The sequence below is a fragment of the Rhizobium sp. 01N48 genome (genome assembly GCF_056399145.1).
On sequence record NZ_JBFTQT010000011.1, the window covers coordinates 118,577 to 136,785 of the forward strand.

The window sequence follows — 18,209 nt, forward strand, 5'->3', positions numbered from 1 at the left end:
CGCCCTATCCGTCACTCCCCTGTCAGCCGAACCACGGCGTCGGTCGCCCGAACGTCACGTGCACGCCCTTGAACTGGGAATACTCATCGAAGCCATAGCGGCCGAGTTCGCGGCCGAGGCCGCTTTTCTTGTAGCCGCCGATCGGCAGTTCCGGCGTGCCGTCGATGACGCTGTTGATCCAGCACCGGCCGGCGCGAATGCGGCGGATGCTCTGCATGGCGTTTTCGAGATTGGTCGACCAGACCGAGGCGGAAAGACCAAACTCGCTGGCATTGGCGAGCGCGACGGCTTCATCCGCGGTCTTGAAGGTCAAGGTCGAAAGCACCGGTCCGAAAATCTCCTCGCGGGCAATCGACATCTCGGGCTTCACGCCGGCAAACACGGTAGGGGCGTAATAGATGCCCTTGTCCTTGCCGACGCGCTCGCCGCCGAGCAACAGTTCGGCACCGGATGCGATGCCGGCTTCCACGTAAGAATGGACCTTGCCGACATGGGCTTCGGAGATCATCGCGCCGATCTTGGTGCGATCGTTCAGCGGATCGCCGAATGTCACTTTGCGCGAGATGTCGAGCAGGCGCTCCATCAGTGCGTCGCGTATGCCTTCCTGAACCAGGAGCCGGCTGCCTGATATGCAGCACTGCCCGCCATTGTGATAGACGCCGTAGGCGATGCCATCGGCGGCAGCCTCAAGGTCCGCATCGGCAAAGACGATCTGCGGGCCCTTGCCGCCAAGCTCCAGCCCGAGGCGTTTGACACTGCGCGCGGCGATCTCGCCAAGCTTTGTGCCGACGCGCACCGAACCGGTGAAGGCCACCATGTCGACGCCAGGATCTTCAGCAAGCACCTGGCCGGCCGGATCACCATAGCCGGTGACGACGTTGAAGACGCCATCGGGGATGCCGGCCTCACGCGCCAGTTCCGCCATGCGGATCGATGTGCCGGAGGTGAATTCGGACGGCTTGAGGACGACGGTACAACCGGCACCGATCGCCCACGGCACGCGCTCGGAAGCGATGATGAAGGGGAAGTTCCACGGGGTGATGATGCCGACGACGCCGACGGCTTCGCGCAGCACCAGGCCTAAGCGATCGTCGCCGATATTGTTGTGGGCCTGGCCTTCCAGAGCGCGCGCCTGTCCGGCGGCATAGGACCAGAGGTCGGCGCAGAAGCCGATCTCGCCGCGTGCCTGCGCGATCGGCTTGCCAACCTCAAGGCTTTCGGCCAGAGCCAGCTCTTCTTGGTGCGCGAGGATGAGATCGGCCACCTTGAACATCAGCCGCGAGCGTTCCGCACCGGACATGCGCGGCCATGGGCCTGTATCGAAGGCCCGGCGGGCAGCCGCAACCGCCAGGCGGACATCATCGGCCGAGGCTTCCGGCCAGGTACCAACGACGACGCCCGCGTGACCGGGGCTGACACGGTCAATCGTGCGACCAGACGCGGCATCTACCGACTTGCCATCGACAAGCATCTGGTAGCGGGATTTAATGTTCAGCCGCGGATCACCGGAATCAGGCGCAATGAAATTGGACAGCACGTTTCCCTTAAAGCCGACACATCGTGTCGGCCCTCCCTTTTTATCCGGTTTCAGACCACCGGATTTATGTTGCGTTTGAATTGTATGGTACTGTATGGTGGTTTAAATTGGATGTCAACGCATGACGGCGACGAAAGACATGAACCTCGAATCCTTGAAGATTGAGACCGGCGAAACCGCTGCGGCCCAAGTGGAGCGTGACCTGCGCGAGCAGATCATCAAGCTGGAACTGGCGCCGGGCACGCGACTTTCCGAGCAGGAGATCGCCACCCGCATGGGTGTCTCGCGCCAGCCGGTGCGCGAGGCCCTGATCGCGCTCGGGAGATCAAAGCTGGTCGATGTGCGCCCAAACCGGGGCACGGTCGTCGTTCGCATCTCGGCGCGGCAGATGATGGAGGCGCGCTTCGTGCGCGAGGCGCTGGAGACCGCCGTTGCACGCCGCGCAAGTGAGACCTTCGACAGCTGGACGCGCCGCCGGATCGACACGATCATCGGCAAGCAGCGGATGGCCATGGAAGCACATGACCACAACGCATTCCGCCGCGAGGACGAGCAGTTCCATATCGCGATCGCGGAGGGCGCCGGCTGCAGTCTTGCCTGGAGTGCCATCGCCGACATCAAGGCGCATATGGACCGTGTCTGCAATCTGCAGCTTCGCCACCCCGATTCCATGATGCGGCTGATCACCGAGCATGAGGCCATCATCACGGCCATCGACGGACGCGATGCGGACGCCGCGGTGGCTGCCATGCGCGCGCACCTCAACGGCATTCTGTCGGACCTGCCGCAAATCGAAGCGGATCATCCAGACCTGTTCGAGTGAACGCAGAAAGGGCGTCGAAACCGACGCCCTTGTGACTTTCAGCGAAATCAGCGGCTTGCCATCACCATTTTGCAGAGGCTGACGAGGCCTGCCTCGAAGCCGCCGGAGCGTACAACGTCCTTGCAGCTAGCCTTTGCCTTGGCGCGGTCTCTGGCGGACATGTCGTTGATCATCGCCAGGCTGCGGCTGCGGTCGCCGCCGGCATCGCCATTGGCATCATCGCCGGGATTGGTTGCGCCGGGGCCTCCAGGATTGCCAGGTGTTCCAGGCGTACCGGGGACACCTGGTGTACCTGGATCCGTGCCCCCCGATCCGGAACCGGGGACCGCGAGGCTGATTTCGGCTAGCGTGTTATCACCCAAACCGACGTTGGCCATGGCAGCGACACTGGGGCCGGACCCGCCAACGTTTGCACCAACACCAGCGTTCACACCATTCGTACCGCCGATACTCGCGGTGACGTCAGCGTCAACTAGACCGCCGCTTGTCGAACCGCTTCCGGTTGAGCCCCCACCGACCGCGACATTGGCGTTTATGTCGGCGAGCGTATTGTCGCCCGCCCCAACATTGGCGATAGCGCCGACAGTCGCGAGGTTCGATCCGCCAACCGTCGCACCGACATCCGCGTTGACGCCGTTCACGCCGCCGATGTTGGCGTTTGTTCCGAGATCGACGATGCTGTTTGTGCCGCTACCACCGGAGGTGCCGCCAACACCGAGATTGGCGTTGACATCGGCAAGCGTGTTGTCACCGGCACCAACATTGACCACGGCATCCACATTCGCGATGCCGGACCCGCCGACGGTTGCGCCGACATCGGCGTTGACGCCGCTTGCTCCACCGATCGTTGCTGTCGTTCCGACACCGAGGCCACCGGACGAATTGTTGCCGCCGACCGTTGTGGCGCTGTTGATGCCACCGGAGCCACCAACTGTCGCATTCACGCCAAGGCCGCCGGTCGAATTACCGCCGACATCAGCGTTCACACCGCCGGCCCCGCCGACGGAGACATTGGCGAGGTTCGAACCGCCACCAACCGTGGCATTGACGCCGTTGGCGCCGCCGATGGACACGTTGAGCCCGCCGCCATTGCCGTTGATGCTGATCCCGTTCGATCCTCCGACGTCAAACGCCGCTGCCTGCGGTGGAACGAGGACGCTGGCGCAGCCGGCGGCCAGTATGGCAATCGTTGATTTCAAGTACATCATTTTCTCCTCCGTTATGTCCTGAAAGGGCATGAGCCCCAGGGCCAAAGACCCAGGTCAAAAGCGGAAGTGCGCACTCCAGATCGTTTTAGGCGAGATCAAGCGTGATCCACAACCTTCCAACAACCTTGTCGGGATAAAGTTCCAAGCTGCCAGTCGGTTCCTGTGGTCGTTAGCGCACCAATCAAGGTGGCTAAGTGAACTTTAACGCCCGTCCGGCAGTTCGCGCTGAAAGCTCCCCACGGGCGACGAAGTGACCGCGAATGGGACATTTATTGCGCATCCCACAGGATCGGCCGGCCTGCGACCGATCTTTAAGAACCATCGCTTCTGGTCAGGAAGCAGCGCGAGTTACAATGCTCGCACCCCACTCTTCAACGGAGATCTCCCCGCGCGCGCTCAGTGCCGTGCAGATGAAATGCGACAGTCTGTCTTGCCGAATAACGGCAGCACTCAGACGACCAGTCCTATAGGCTGCCGTATCAAGCGCGATACGGTTGTCATAAACTTCCGGACGCAGCGAGTTTGTGATCGTATGACCATGCACGACCATATGGTGGAAAGGGTCAATGTGGTCGAGGAAGCCCGCCCGGATCCAGCGCAGATCGTATTCGTCCTGTTCGGCGAGGGGAAGACCGGGGCGTATTCCCGCATGTACGAAACAAAACCCGCCGATCTGCCTATAGGTCAGCGCGTTATCGAGCAAAACGGCGTGATGTGGGAAAGCGCTTCGTATGTCTGCGGCTATAGCCTTGAAATCAGGCACCGGCCGCCGCGAATAGGCGCTGAGGGTTGCCACCCCTCCCCAGTCCATCCAGTTGACGGCGTCCGCCGGAGACAATTCCCCGCGAAGCAACGAGCGCAGATAAAAATCGTGGTTGCCGAGGATGAGCTGCGAACCGGGGTACAGCTCAAGTGTCGAGGCGACCAGATCAAGCACAGCTGGACTTTGCGGGCCTCTATCAATCAGATCACCGAGGAAAATCACGATTGGTTTTGATCGGCGTTCCTCAGCGACGGTGGCAATGTGGCGCAGTAAAACCTCAAGCAGATCAGCGCGTCCATGAATGTCAGCAACTGCATAGATATCGGACGGCGCATGAGCATTCATATCGGGGATTTTCTCCCGGGGCTTATATCGCCCCGCTGACGTTTGACACGACACAGGTCTATGCTACCGCCCGATGCTTAGGCAAGGTGTTTACGCGAACTGGGCTCAGGCAGGATGCTGCTGGACGCTCAGACCGCCATCCACCGTCAGGCAGGTGGCGTTTATGAACGGGCATTCGTCCGAAATCATGAATACGGCCGCCATGGCGATCTCCTGCGGGGTGGCGATACGTCCACCGGGRTGCAACTTCATCGTTTCGGCCTTTGCCGCCTCAGGATCGGGGAAACCATTCCAATAATCGATGACCTTCTGGGTCGCGACATAGCCGGGCGCCAGCGCATTCACGCGGACGTTCTTCGGCGCGTATTCGAGCCCCAGCGACTTGGTCATGCCCAGCAGCGCATGCTTTGCCAGCGGATAGGGAAACGTATGCGGGATGATGGTAAAGGCATGGGTCGAGGCGATGTTAAGGATCACGCCTCCGCCTTGTTCGATCAGCCCAGGCAGAACCGCCTTCGAGCAGTTCCATGCGCCCTTAAGATTGATGTCGAAGCAGCGGTTCCATTCCTCGTCGCTGGTCTCCAGCGGCTCGGAAAACACGTTGACGCCAGCATTGTTGACCAGCGCGTTGATGCGCCCGATCTCGGTTTCCGCCGCGCTGACAGCCGCAACAATTGCCTTGGCATCGGTGATATCGGCCGAGCGCACGCTGACGCGATAGCCCTCATCCTTAAGCTTCGCAGTTTCTTCTTGGAGTAACGCCTCGTCGCGATCGATCAGAAACAGGCTCGCGCCTTCCCGCGCGAATGCCTTTGCAATCGCAAGGCCGATGCCCTGCGCTGCGCCGGTAATCATTATACGCTTGTCGAGCAGACGATTGGACATGACGGACACCCTTACCACTCGGCGAAACTGCCGTCCTCGTGACGCCAGATCGGGTTGCGCCAGCGATGCCCCTCTTTCGCACGTTCGATCACATAGGCCTCGTCCACCTCGATGCCAAGGCCGGGGCCCTGCGGGATAGACACGAAACCATCGGCATAGTGGAACACCTCCTTATTAGAGATGTAGTCGAGTATGTCGTTGCTCTTGTTGTAGTGAATGCCGAGGCTTTGCTCCTGGATGAAGGCATTGTAGCTGACGGCATCGACCTGCAGGCAGGCCGCAAGCGCGATTGGACCAAGCGGGCAATGCGGGGCGACCGCCACATCATAGGCTTCCGCCATCGCCGCGATCTTGCGGCATTCGGTAATGCCGCCTGCGTGGCTCAGATCCGGCTGGATGATGTCGACGTAGCCATCGGACAACACAGACTTGAAATCCCAGCGCGAATAGAGACGCTCGCCAAGCGCGATCGGCGTCGAGCAATGATTGGCGATTTCCTTCAGCGTCTCGCGGTGCTCGGACAAGACCGGCTCTTCGATGAACATCAGCTTGTAGGGCTCCAGTTCCTTGGCGAGCACTTTAGCCATGGGCTTGTGCACGCGGCCGTGGAAATCGACGCCGATGCCGACATTCGGCCCGATCGCCTCGCGGATCGTCGCGATCGTCGCAACGGCCTTGTCGATCTTCTCGTTGCTGTCGACGATTTGCATCTCCTCGCAGCCATTGAGCTTGATCGCCTTAAAGCCACGCGCGACTACATCCTTGGCATTGCGCGCGACGTCGGCCGGCCGGTCGCCGCCGATCCAGCTATAGACTTTGATCTTGTCACGCACCTGGCCGCCCAGCAGCGAGTGGATGGGCTGACCGAGCGCCTTGCCCTTGATATCCCACAGCGCCTGATCGATGCCCGAGATCGCGCTCATATGGACGGCGCCTCCGCGATAAAAGCCACCGCGATACATGACCGTCCAGTGATCCTCGATCAGGAACGGGTCCTTGCCGATCAGGTAGTCCTCGAGTTCGTGCACCGCCGCCTGGACGGTGAGCGCACGGCCTTCGACCACGGGTTCACCCCAGCCGACGATACCTTCATCGGTCTCGATCTTCAAAAACAGCCAGCGCGGCGGGACGATATAGGTCGTGAGCTTGGTGATCTTCATGGTCTTACTCGCTTTAGCTGAGAATGAGGTTGGCGGCTTTGCCGGCGGCGGCGAGAACGGCCGCGTTGGTATTGCCGCTGACAATGGTGGGCATCAAGGAAGCATCGACAACGCGCAGGCCGCGCGTGCCGCGGACCCGCAACTGCATGTCGAGCACGGCTTCCGGATCGCTGTCGGCACCCATCTTGCAGGTTCCGACAGGATGGTAGCCGGTCTTGACGGTGCGCTTGCAATGGGCAGCGATGCCCTCATCGCTGCTGACGTCGGGGCCGGGAAAGATTTCCTTGTCGATCAGTTCCTTCATTGGCGAGGCGTCGAGCACGGTGCGGGCGAAGCGAAAGCTGGCCATGGTCAGCCTGAGATCGTCGGGATGCGCGAAAATCTGCGTGTCGACGATCGGGTTGGCGAACGGGTCGCTCGAAGACAACGTGACCGAGCCACGTGCCTTGGGACGCAGCAGCAGCGAGTTGATCGTCACCCCGTCGCCCGGATCGGTGCCCATCACATCGCGATCGAGGTAGACAGTTGGCACGCAAAACATCTGGATGGTCGGCCGCTCGTTGTTGCCGTCAGGATCGTAAAAAGCACAGGTTTCGACGCCCGTGGTCGACACCGGGCCCGACTTGAACATCAGATATTGCAACCCGGCCTTGATCATCGGCCAGCCGCGATCCTGCCCGTAATAGCCGAACGATCCCTTCGTGGTCGCCACGACGGGGCACTCGTAGTGGTCCTGCAGGTTCTTGCCGACACCGGGCAGGGCGACGGCCGTCTTCAGACCATGACGCTTCAGCTCGTCTTCCGGCCCGATACCCGACAGCATCATCAGCTTTGGCGTCTGGTAGGCGCCGGCCGCCACGATGACTTCGCTTCCGGCTTGCGCGCGCTTCGGCGTACCCTTTTGCACATAGCGTACGCCGGTCACTCGGTCGCCGTCCATATCAAGCGAGGTGACGGTGGCGCCGGTTTCGATCGTTAGAAGCGGATCACTCATTACAGGCGCCAAAAAGGCGTCCACGGCGCTCGAGCGCTTGCGCGTCCTCCAGTCGATCGTGTGCTGCATGAAGCCGACGCCGAACTGGCGGGCGCCATTGAAATCCGGATTGTAGGGAATGCCCATACCCTGCAGCGTCTTCACATAGGTCCGCGTCATCGGGCTGGTGTGGCCGAGATGCGAGATCTTCAGAGGGCCGCCGACGCCGTGAAACTCGCCGGCGAGATGGTCATTGTCTTCCTGTGCCTTGAAGTACGGCAACAGGTCCCGATACGACCAAGCATCGTCGTTCGATCCCTCAGGCGTGGAAAGCTCGTTCCACAGATCGAAATCGGCCGCCTGGCCGCGCATGTAGACCATCGCGTTGACCGTACTGCCGCCGCCCAGAACCTTGCCCTGCGGCACGATCGGTCCGCGCCCGTCAAGCTGCGGCTGCGGCTTGGTCTGGTGCATGGCGAGATAAGTGTCCTTGGCGAGAAACTTCATGTAGCCGGCGGGAAAATGCATGATCGGGTTCGCCTTGGCCGGCCCCCGCTCAAGCATGAGAACCCTGGCCTTCCCCTCTCGCACCAGTTTGGCCGCGACCACGCAGGCGGAGCTTCCGCCGCCAATGATGATGTAGTCGTAACGGTCTTTCGCGGACATTCACCAACTCCGGTCTTAGTATTCTCAAATTGCCTCGGGGCGCAGACGAACGCTGCCCGAGAGGCTTTCATGCGGCGCCAGCACCTTCAGATCGCCGAGATCAGCGAGGTGATGACCATCGGCCAGATGCGTCATCGGCTCGAAGCAGAAATAGTCGCGCTTGAAGCTCGGGTCGAAGCCGGTATCGGACACGAAAACGAAGGCGTGTTTAAAAAGGGGTTCGGCCTCAAGCCTCAACGCGGTCTGCCGCTCGGGCCAGGAAATCGTCGCCCTGCCGTCCCAGCCTTCGAACCCGTTGTTGACCCAGCGATGTGGCAGCTCAGCCGGTTGTCTGAAGTCAAGATCGGTTGGGATATCCGTCCGCTCGCCCGGCAGCCAACCCTCGACCTCGGTCCAGAATTTCTGCGACCGCGCCTGAAGCGTCGTTTTCGGCGTCATCGGGAAATAAGGATGCCAGCCGAGACCGAAGGGCATGGCCCGGTCGCCACGATTTTCGACCGTCAGCGTCATAGTCAGGCCGGATGCGTCGAGTGCGAAGCGCTGGCTTGCGCGATAGACGTAAGGTGTTGAGCCGCCGCGATGGGCGAAACTCATCTCGACCATCTCATCGGTCTGCCGGTCGATCGTCCAATCGGCCTGCCAGCCCTCGCCGTGGAGATAATGCTTGTCCCATTCGGTGTTCGGCTCGAACCGATACTCCTCACCTTCGAATACGAAGCGGTTGTCGCGGACGCGGTTACCGAAAGGAACAAGCGGGTAGCAGGCGGAGGAAAGTGCGTCTGCCTCTGATGACGGCGCCGCGCGCAGCAAGGGCACGCTTTCGCCCTGCGTCTGCTTCCAGAAGCCCAGGACCAGGCCTCCCTTGGAAGAGACGCGAAGCGAAAGCGATCCGGATTTCAGATCGAGCACCGTCATCGCATCAGCCCTTGTTGCGCGACATGCTGCGCTTTATCGCCTGGATATTGGCGAGCACCGCGATGACGATGATGAGACCGCGCACGACCTGCTGGAAGAACGGATTGATGCCGAGCAGGACGAGGCCGTTGCCGATGAGCGTGATGACGAGAACGCCGAGCAGCGTGCCGAGCATCGAGCCGCGCCCGCCGGAGAGCGACGTGCCGCCGACGACAACGGCCGCGATGACGTCAAACTCGAGCCCGTTCGCCGCAGTGGCATTACCCGAGCCCAAGCGGGAAACGAGCAGGATGCCGGAGATGGCGGCCATCGCGCCGGCGATCGCAAACAGCGCCACGCGGATCTTCGAGACGCTGATGCCGCTCAAAAAAGCCGCATGCGCATTGCCGCCGATCGCGAAGACGGAGCGCCCGAAGGCGGTCTTGCGGCTGACGAATGCGAAGATCGCGAAGAATACCAGCATGATGATGGCGGCCGGCGGAATGCCGAGAACGGAGCGATCCAGGGCATCGAGCGTATCGTTACGGCCGATCGAGACGGGAAGCGCGTCGGTCACAAACAATGCCGTTCCTCGAAGCGCGCTCCAGAGACCAAGCGTCGCGACGAAGGAGGGAACGTCGAAGTAAGCGCGCAGCGCGCCGGCAATCGAGCCAAGCAATGCGCCGATGACGATCGAAAGCGCAAAGGCCACCGGCGTTGGCACGCCCCACTGTAGAAGGAAGGCAAGAACCACCGAGATGAACGCGACCATCGGCCCGACGCTGACATCGATCTCGCCGGCGATGATGATCAGGGTCGCTGCCCAGGCAGCGATGCCGATCGTGGCGGCGTCGCGCAGGATATTGATCTGGTTGTTGAAAGACAGGAAGCCATTGGCTGTCGATGTGAAGACCACATAAAGAACGACGATGGCGACGAAGAGGCTCAGCTCGTTCATGTGCTGGGAAAAGCTGAAGCCCGACTTCTTGCTTGATGATGCTGACGTTGCAGCCTGGTCGAGTGACATGGCGTCTCTCCCTCAATGTCCGGCGATGCAGGCAGCCATCAAGGCGTCCTGATCGATGTTTGGTGATTTGAATTCTTCGCCGAGCGTTCCGTCGCGCAAGACCAGCACGCGGTCGCAGACGAGCGGTAGCTCCTCGATCTCACTGGAGACGAAGATGACGCTGCGCCCTTCGGCAGCCAACTGTCGAATGATGGCATAGATTTGCGCCTTGGCTTCCACATCGACGCCCCTGGTCGGCTCATCAAGCAGCAGAACGCGGCTGTTGGCATAGACCCAGCGGCCGATGACGATCTTCTGCTGGTTACCACCAGACAGCGTGCCGATCGGCGTGTCAGTGCGCGCCGTCTTGACGTGCAGGCGTTCAATGACCTTGCGCGTCGCCTCGGCCATCATCTTCGCCGAAAGAACGCCGCTCTTGCTGACGCCGGAAAAGTTCGTCGCAAGCGTGTTTTCGTCGACGCCGAGAAGCGGGACGATACCCTCCTCCTTGCGGCTTTCCGGCGTGTAGCCGAAACCGCGCGACAGCATGCGCTTATAGTGACCGGGCCGGATTGACTTGCCGTCGACGAGCACCTCGCCTTGGTCCTGGCGCCGCACACCCATGATCGCCTGCAGCAGTTCGGTGCGGCCTGCGCCCAGCAACCCGGCGATGCCGAGAACCTCGCCGGCCTTCAGGTGAAACGAGACCGAATTCAGCTTCGGCGCCAGCGCGAGGTTGCGAACCTCAAGCAAGGTCTTTTCCTGGCTTCTGTTTTCCAGCGCCGCTGCCTGCGATCCTTCCGAGCCCAGCATGAGCCGGACGATCTCGCGTGTATCGGCACCCTTGACGTCAACAGTGTCGATGATGCGTCCGTCGCGCATGACGGTGGCCGAATGCGCGATCTRGCGGATTTCGTTCATGCGGTGGCTGACATAGATGACAGCGATGCCTTCGGAGGCAATGCGCGTCACGGCGGCCATGACCTTCTCGGCCTCGGCGGCGGCAAGCGAACTCGTCGGCTCGTCGAGAATGACGAGCTTCGGCTTTCCGAGGAGAACGCGGGCGATCTCAAGCAGCTGGCGTTCGGCCGGGCTCAGGCTTGCGACCAGCGTGTTGGGCGCGCGCTCCAGACCGAGCCGACCCATCGCCTCGCAGGCTTGCGCTTCCATCTCCGCGTACTGGATGACGCCGCCTTTTCGCGGCCAGCGTCCGAGAAACAAGTTTTCGGCGAGCGTCATGCCCGGAACAAGGCTCAGTTCCTGATAGACGACACGCACGCCCTTGTCGAAAGCATCCTGGGCGCGGCCTGAGCCGGCATGGCGCAACTCCTCGCCGTCAACCTCGACGGTGCCGCTGTCTGGAATTTCCGCGCCGGTCAACATCCGGATCAGCGTCGACTTACCAGCGCCATTCTTGCCGAGCAGCGCTCTAACCTCGCCGCCGGCCACCTGGAATGTCGCGTTATCAAGGGCGAGCACGCCAGGATAGCGGCGCGTGCACCCCTTGATGGATGCGATTGGGCGGTGAGCGAGGTTGGGCGCAAGTGATGTCTGTGTCATGAAACTTTCCACCGATGAAAGATGCCGCCAGTCGCCTGGCGGCCTCGATTGTCGTGAAACTCAGGCCCTAAGCCTTAAGGAATACCGTCGGCGTGTGCCTTCAGCCAAGCCTTGCCGTCTTCTGAAGACTTGTAAACATCGATGTCGTAGGGAACCTTGATGTCGGCGGGCGCCTGGCCATCGACGGACTTGATCGCCTGGGCGAGCGCCAGTTTGCCGAGGCCCTGGCCCGAGATGTCGACGACGGCCTTGATGACCGTGAAGTCGGAGAGCTCCTGGGCGATCTCGGTCGTCATGTCGCCGCCGAAGACCACGACCTGGCCGGTCTTGCCCTGGCTCTTGACGGCACGAGCCGCACCAAGGGTCGCACCGCCGGCTTCGCCGAAGAATGCATCGATGTCAGGGTTCGACGACAGCATGGTGCTGGCGACGGAGACAGCCTTGTCGAGGATCGCGCCTTCCTGGTTGGCGACGATCTGAGCACCCGGCACCTTGGCCTTCAGCGCTTCCTCGAAGCCCTTGCGGCGCGTCACGCAGACCTCGACGAATTCGCAGTTTAAAACCGCGATCTTCGGTGCGTCCTTTTTCTCGGCGATGAAGTAATCGGCGGCGGCTTCGCCAAGCTTGTGCCCGAAATCATAGGGGTCGCCGACGGCGTAAGCGGAGATGTACTCCTTCATGTCGGCGTCGTTCAGGCATGTGTTGTAGCAGACGACGGGGATGCCCGCGTCATGAGCGCGACGGATGGCGCGCGAGGAACCGTCGGCAGAAACCGGGGAAACGATGATCGCCTGAACGCCGGAGGAAATAAGCGAATCGATGAAAGACGATTCCTTGCTGGCGTCACCTTGCGCATTCGTCTCGATAACATCGAGCTTGCGGCCGGCTTCGTTGGCACCCGTTTGGATACCCTTGCGAACGCCGGCATAAAAGCCCTGAGCGTCCATGTAGATTGCACCGACCTTCAGGTCTTTGTCCTGTGCGAAGGCGGGCGATAGCCCCGCTGCGGCGAATGTTCCAAGTGCCAGCATTGTGGCGCGCGTAATGAGCTTCATCGCTCCCTCCCTTGAGATCAGATGGTGAGGAACGCGGACCCGCCCGCCTCCTCCAGCGCCACCACCATATTCTTGGTCTTACCAATGTCAATATAAATACGATTTATTTTTCATAAGATGTGTTTTTAGTGCAGTATCCTGTGCTAAACACATCCACACGGAGCGCCGTTTCGCCTATAAATCGTATTTTTTGGTACGCACGCTTGACTGGTCTGGCGTCGGCAGCAAGCTGGAACTGGAAGAATCGGAGATAAATCTGTGGCGACAACGCAAACAGACAGGAAATTGACGGAAGGCGGAGTAGAGATCGCATCCCGCGGAAAGAGAAGTGTTCGCGAAACCCTGCTATCGCGCCTCGTCCATATGATCGTTGCGGGCGATTTCGCCGAAGGATCGACTTTGCCCAATGAGGCAGAATTGACCGAGAAATTCTCCGTCAGTCGCACGAGCCTGCGCGAATCCATGCAATATCTGAGCGCGCTCGGCATGGTTCGCTCGCGCACTCGGGCTGGAACAATCGTGCTCCATCGAGAAAACTGGAACTACCTGGACCCGCTGGTTCTCGACGTGATGCTTTCAATCGGCGGGGACGAGGCGTTTTACACCTCGCTGATCGATGCGCGCCAGTTGCTCGAGCCGGCCGCTGCCGCCCAAGCGGCAGCCAAGGCCACTGCCAAGCAGCTCGCCCGGATCGCTCAGGCATTCGAGGACATGGTCGATGCGAATGCGCGCGATAACGAGGAGTGGAGCAGGGCCGACCTCGAGTTTCACACGGCGATCATCAACGCCAGCGGCAACTGGGTCTATCGTCAATTCGCCAGCGCGATCCGCGCGGCGTTGCTTGCCAGTTTCAGGCTGACGAACCGCGCCAGCCAGTCTCACGAGCAGGCCATCCAGAAGCACCAGGATGTGCTCGAGGCGATCCGCATGCGCAATCCTGACAATGCACGCCGCGCAATGGAAACACTGATCGGGGTCGCGCGCGCCGAAATTACCGAGGCCCTGAAGCGCCCTTCCGCAACAGGATAAGCGGTCGGCGATCACGACAGCGCGAAAATCTTGACCTCGCGGCCGATGCCCTGCAGCGCGGCCATGCGCGACACCGAATGAACGCTGCGCTCCCGCAGCATCTCCGAGACACGGCTGTCGTGCACCACCGCCTCCGTTGTCATGATGACATTCGGATCGGCGAGTCCTTGGACGCGTGAGGCAATGTTGACCGTCTGGCCGAAGTAATCCTGGCGATCGTTCAAATTGACCGCGAGGCACGAGCCCTCATGGATGCCGATCTTCAAGAGAAGATCGTCGGCACCGTGCTCGGCGTTCAGGCGCAACATGGCCTTTCGCATCCGCAAGGCCGCCGCCACCGCACGATCGGGCGTCGGAAAGCTCGCCATCACGGCATCCCCTATCGTCTTGACCACCGCGCCCGTTTCGGACGCGACAATCTCGTTGAGAACGCGAAAATGCGATCGGACGAGATCGAATGCCGCAATGTCGCCGACGCGCTCGTAAAGTGCTGTCGATCCTCTGAGGTCGGTAAACAGAAAGGTGAGGCTGGTGATCTTCAGGCGCTGATCGACGTCGAGCGTGTCGGTTCGGTATATGTCGCGAAAGCTCTGGTTCGTCAGCAAACGCTTGGCCGTGAGAAACGGCCGCCTGCGTCCCAACAGATCATGTAGCTCATCGCCGGCGACACAGACATTCGGCACCACTCTACGGTCGGTGTGGTTTTCAAGCGCGAGCCGGAGCAGACCGGGACGCAGCGTGACAGTTTCGTTGAGCGCATGGCTTTGGGTAATGACCATCGAAAGCGACTGACGCTCGCTGGTGGGATCGCCCTTTACATCTATGAACTGCGCCGAGTGCGTAACAGCGTCGAAGATGATGACGAACTGGGCCGGCAACTGAAACGAGACGAAGGCTTTTTCGCCCGGAGACAGGTCGATCATTTCCAATTGAATAGGCGCAAACTTTTCTTCGAGATTATCAGGCAAATCGACACCGGAGCTGAAGAACATCTGCCGATAATATTCGAGAGGCGGCAACAGATCGGGATCATGGGCCGCGATGCGGCGCACTCGTGGGTTCACAGTGAACGTCACCTCGACCATCTCATCAAGCGTCGGCTCATAACCCGCGGCGCACAGCCCGCAATGATAGATATCATGGACAATACCCTTGAGGCTTACCCCTGTATCGAGCACCCCGCCGCAGCCCGGACAGAGCACGTTCCAAGTCATGTCGAAAATGCCGAGCCGAGCCGCATGCAAAAATGCGGCGATCGTAGGCTCCTCGCTAAGTTGATGTCTGCAAGCAAAGGCGAGCACGTTGATACGATTGAGGTCGCGATCGACGCCATCGGCGACAGCCGCCTCGACGCACGCGACAAGCTTTGCGTCAACCGCGTGGCGCAGGGCGCTAAACAGGTTCTCGACATCGCTCATGTGACCAATCCATGCGGACAACCGACATCGCACATCGCCAATGGGATGACTATATCACGTCGGCGCGGGGAATACATCGGGGACGGAAGCAAGTATGGCCGTGAGCTCGAGCCTGCCTCTGCATTCGCAAGAGAAGAAACTCTCGATGGACAGAGAGGGCTTCGGCGGCCGTATCACCTGCGCGCCCGGACGGAGCTTCTTGTCGGGTGCTCCTTCGACGAAACAATTCCAAGCCCGAACTTGAAGTCGGTACCCTGATCATCTTGGGCAAGAAGCCGAGGCTCGGAATATCGGTTGTTCCAACGAGGCTTCATTGGGCTATCGCTGATATCCAATCGAATCTGACCTTTTTATCCGACCCTGACGTCTGTCATGTCGGTCTCGGAAAGTCGTGCACTTAGTGGCTGGGGGCATGACAAACGATAAGTACCTCTTATCGGATGTGGTGGCGTAGGAGCAAATTTCAGGAATCCGCCGGTTGGACGCTTGGAGCCAAAGCGAAACAGCGTGTGGGATGGGAAATGACGTTAATCGCTGCGTGGCGTCGCTTGGTGCCGTCGGCTTCGCGCCAGTTCGACAAACCGCCGTTTGACCTCAGCAAACAGCGCCGGTGGCAGAGGCCCGAAATATCCGGTGTCGTTGTCGATCGGCCGGATATCCGGTCCTGGCCAGACGAACCGATTGCTTTCGGTCAGGACAATCCAGGAGCGCTCGTCATCGAGCCCAAGGCGGCGTTTGGTCGCCGGYGGGATTTCGATCGCGTCATCAGGACTGGAAGGAGGGGTATGGGTAATCGGCAGTATCCGCACTGCCGGCGTGTCGTCGTCGAGACGGGCGACGATCGCAAGCACCACGGCCGGGCGATCCTTGTCCCCCTCCTCTCGACCTTCAACGGACTGCCAGTGCCAGAGATAGGAATAGCGAAAAACCCACCCAACTTTTGGCTCAGTCGGCAGCATACTTGCTCGTCGACAGTTCCAAATTGAGATGATCAAGTCCGCCATCTATCTCGGACGCCTCGATCATCAAAAGCTCGTCGTCGCCGAGCGCGGACGTCAACTCGACGCGCCGTTCTCGCTTCGTCAGCCGCAGGTAATCTTCATAGGCGATCAACACGGTGCGTGGCCGTCCATTCTTGGTGATGATCACCGGATCACGGACGGCGGCGTCCTGGTAGGCGCCGAAATTTTTAGAGACTGCAGCGGCGGTCACAGTGGAGGTCATATCAAACTCCTTTTTACGGAATATACGGGGTTTACGGAAAACTTGCAACAACTCCCGCTACCGCTCGGCTTGTGCAAGCAGGCGACGAACCTCTCGTGACTTTGCCTGAAAAGTAACATTGCCGCGCGAACCCTTTTGGCCACTCAACTTTGACTGCTTGGATAGGCTAAATGGCTATTCACAATCTGCTCAGGACAGGAACTGGATAGGACGTTCGTTCGAACGGCAATAAACCAGTCGATCGAACGCCCTCATTTCGGACCATCATGCAATCGAGTTCGTGCCGCCCCGACTTAGGTCGCAGCACTTGCCGCATAGATCTGATCGATAGCCTCTTGCATATTGCGATCGAATTCAGCATCGCTCATCGTGACACGCAGATCCTCCGCCAGTGCTCTTGAGAAACTTGCGATCATACCGTGGTTCTGGCTCAGCTTTTCGCAAGCCTCGGCTCGGCTGTAGCCACCTGACAAGGCGACAACGCGGATGACTGACTTGTGGTCGACAAGCGGCTTGTAGAAGTCGTCGACGCTTGGCAGCGTAAGCTTCAGCATGACTTTCTGATCCGCAGGCAGGGCGTCGAGTTCGCGCAGGATTTCTTCGCGCAGGATCACCTCCGCCTCGCGCTTGGTCGGGCTCTTGATCGAGACCTCAGGCTCGATGATCGGAACGAGGCCATGGCCAATGATGCGCTGCCCTACGGTGAACTGCTGATGGACGACGGCGGCGATACCGGCCCTGTTTGCTTGGGCTATCACGGAGCGCATCTTGGTGCCGAAGATACCCTTCCTGACGGCCCGTTCTAGCAACCCGTCGAGTTCCGGCATAGGCTTCATGACCTGAACGCCATTGACTTCGGCTGCCAGCCCCTTATCGACTTTTAAAAACGGGACGACACCACGGTCTTCCCAGAGGAACGCGGGAACAGGCTTGCCCTTGGCGTCACCGTCCATGGTTCTCTCGAAGAGAATGGTGCCGATCACCTTGTCGCCCGAGAATGCCGGCGCCGTCATGATACGAACGCGCATCTTGTGGACCAGGCGAAACATCTCATCTTCACTGCCGTAGTCGGTATCCGCAATGCCGTAGAGGCGCAGAGCGCCCGGCGTCGATCCGCCGCTCTGATCGAGAGCAGCGATAAAACCCGCCTTTTCAGCCATCTGGGACATCATTCTTGCATCTGGCATTATTTCCTCCCTGCTGCATTTCGCACGTCTCGGAAGACGACCTCCGACCAGGCTGAGCAACCCGGTGCAAAAGCAACGTCTCATATTCCTAAGCAAACGGCCACCTCCTTGTGTCGACGCTTTCTGCGGCCGCATGGAACAAGGCTCGTTGCTGGTCATTAACGTGCGAGGTATCGCGAAAGGAGACCGAGACGATGGCCAAGGACGTCACAAACCGCCGGGCGAAAGAGCATGTGGACGAAGATCAGAATGGTGTGATCGTTGCTGGACCCGAAGCCCATGCACGCGAGCATGCAGGCACAGATCCCGCGCATAAGGCATCGCCGAGCAAGGACAAAAGCACCGCCAAATCGGCGGTGCAGCCAGCAAGTGGTGGCAAAGGCTAACGGGCAGCTCTACGTCGATAGACACGACGATATCCGACCCATGAGACGGAAAACCTCCCCGCATGAAGCCGCAAGCGGGGAGGTTCTTTT

17 protein-coding genes are annotated in these 18,209 nt (G+C 60.2%); 3 read left to right on the plus strand and 14 right to left on the minus strand.

The annotated features are described in order from the left end of the window. Window positions 1-22: 22 nt before the first annotated feature. Entirely contained in the window at window positions 23-1,537 is a 1,515-nt protein-coding gene (locus tag AC1DOG_RS19925; protein ID WP_477930487.1) for an aldehyde dehydrogenase family protein, read from the minus strand. Between the two features lie 121 nt (window positions 1,538-1,658). Between AC1DOG_RS19925 and AC1DOG_RS19930 the strand changes: the two genes are divergently transcribed. Further along, entirely contained in the window at window positions 1,659-2,360 is a 702-nt protein-coding gene (locus tag AC1DOG_RS19930; protein ID WP_162704984.1) for a GntR family transcriptional regulator, read from the plus strand. A 47-nt stretch (window positions 2,361-2,407) separates the two neighbouring features. On the opposite strand, the gene AC1DOG_RS19935 is transcribed toward AC1DOG_RS19930, so the two are convergent. From AC1DOG_RS19935 to AC1DOG_RS19975, 9 genes are all read right to left on the minus strand, one after another. After that, window positions 2,408-3,565, minus strand: a complete 1,158-nt coding sequence (locus AC1DOG_RS19935; RefSeq protein ID WP_477930489.1) for a hypothetical protein — start codon at window positions 3,563-3,565, stop codon at window positions 2,408-2,410. Between the two features lie 334 nt (window positions 3,566-3,899). Beyond that, window positions 3,900-4,676: a metallophosphoesterase family protein gene (locus tag AC1DOG_RS19940; protein WP_112941178.1), complete on the minus strand. Its 777-nt coding sequence runs from the start codon at window positions 4,674-4,676 to the stop codon at window positions 3,900-3,902. Window positions 4,677-4,781: 105 nt separating this feature from the next. Next, entirely contained in the window at window positions 4,782-5,561 is a 780-nt protein-coding gene (locus AC1DOG_RS19945) for an SDR family oxidoreductase (protein ID WP_477930492.1), read from the minus strand. 11 nt (window positions 5,562-5,572) lie between these two features. Then, window positions 5,573-6,721 (minus strand): galactonate dehydratase, encoded by a 1,149-nt coding sequence (gene dgoD / locus AC1DOG_RS19950; RefSeq protein WP_112941176.1) that lies wholly within the window; start codon window positions 6,719-6,721, stop codon window positions 5,573-5,575. Between the two features lie 13 nt (window positions 6,722-6,734). Beyond that, window positions 6,735-8,360 carry a GMC family oxidoreductase gene (locus tag AC1DOG_RS19955; RefSeq protein ID WP_477930494.1) on the minus strand — a complete coding sequence of 542 codons (1,626 nt, stop codon included), beginning with the start codon at window positions 8,358-8,360 and terminating at the stop codon, window positions 6,735-6,737. Between the two features lie 24 nt (window positions 8,361-8,384). After that, entirely contained in the window at window positions 8,385-9,275 is an 891-nt protein-coding gene (locus AC1DOG_RS19960; RefSeq protein ID WP_112941174.1) for an aldose 1-epimerase, read from the minus strand. Window positions 9,276-9,279: 4 nt separating this feature from the next. Further along, the gene (locus AC1DOG_RS19965; RefSeq protein WP_112536412.1) at window positions 9,280-10,281 is read right to left on the minus strand and encodes an ABC transporter permease; all 1,002 of its coding nucleotides are present in this window, start codon (window positions 10,279-10,281) and stop codon (window positions 9,280-9,282) included. Between the two features lie 12 nt (window positions 10,282-10,293). Beyond that, the gene (locus AC1DOG_RS19970; RefSeq protein ID WP_477930497.1) at window positions 10,294-11,820 is read right to left on the minus strand and encodes a sugar ABC transporter ATP-binding protein; all 1,527 of its coding nucleotides are present in this window, start codon (window positions 11,818-11,820) and stop codon (window positions 10,294-10,296) included. Between the two features lie 74 nt (window positions 11,821-11,894). Beyond that, window positions 11,895-12,875 (minus strand): substrate-binding domain-containing protein, encoded by a 981-nt coding sequence (locus AC1DOG_RS19975; protein ID WP_018897696.1) that lies wholly within the window; start codon window positions 12,873-12,875, stop codon window positions 11,895-11,897. A gap of 258 nt (window positions 12,876-13,133) precedes the next feature. On the opposite strand from AC1DOG_RS19975, the gene AC1DOG_RS19980 reads away from it, so the two are divergent. Beyond that, the gene (locus tag AC1DOG_RS19980) at window positions 13,134-13,904 is read left to right on the plus strand and encodes a FadR/GntR family transcriptional regulator (protein WP_112941171.1); all 771 of its coding nucleotides are present in this window, start codon (window positions 13,134-13,136) and stop codon (window positions 13,902-13,904) included. Window positions 13,905-13,915: 11 nt separating this feature from the next. On the opposite strand, the gene AC1DOG_RS19985 is transcribed toward AC1DOG_RS19980, so the two are convergent. The 4 genes from AC1DOG_RS19985 to AC1DOG_RS20000 form a co-directional block, all read right to left on the minus strand. Beyond that, the gene (locus AC1DOG_RS19985) at window positions 13,916-15,322 is read right to left on the minus strand and encodes a DUF5939 domain-containing protein (protein ID WP_477930499.1); all 1,407 of its coding nucleotides are present in this window, start codon (window positions 15,320-15,322) and stop codon (window positions 13,916-13,918) included. 527 nt (window positions 15,323-15,849) lie between these two features. After that, window positions 15,850-16,281 (minus strand): plasmid maintenance toxin (PemK-like), encoded by a 432-nt coding sequence (locus AC1DOG_RS19990; RefSeq protein WP_477930501.1) that lies wholly within the window; start codon window positions 16,279-16,281, stop codon window positions 15,850-15,852. After that, entirely contained in the window at window positions 16,268-16,546 is a 279-nt protein-coding gene (locus tag AC1DOG_RS19995; RefSeq protein WP_112941169.1) for a type II toxin-antitoxin system Phd/YefM family antitoxin, read from the minus strand. Before AC1DOG_RS19995 ends, AC1DOG_RS19990 begins: the two co-directional genes overlap by 14 nt. A 293-nt stretch (window positions 16,547-16,839) precedes the next feature. Further along, window positions 16,840-17,733 carry a fructose bisphosphate aldolase gene (locus AC1DOG_RS20000; RefSeq protein WP_477930503.1) on the minus strand — a complete coding sequence of 298 codons (894 nt, stop codon included), beginning with the start codon at window positions 17,731-17,733 and terminating at the stop codon, window positions 16,840-16,842. 194 nt (window positions 17,734-17,927) lie between these two features. Between AC1DOG_RS20000 and AC1DOG_RS20005 the strand changes: the two genes are divergently transcribed. After that, window positions 17,928-18,119 carry a hypothetical protein gene (locus AC1DOG_RS20005; RefSeq protein WP_112941167.1) on the plus strand — a complete coding sequence of 64 codons (192 nt, stop codon included), beginning with the start codon at window positions 17,928-17,930 and terminating at the stop codon, window positions 18,117-18,119. The last annotated feature ends 90 nt before the right edge of the window (window positions 18,120-18,209 follow it).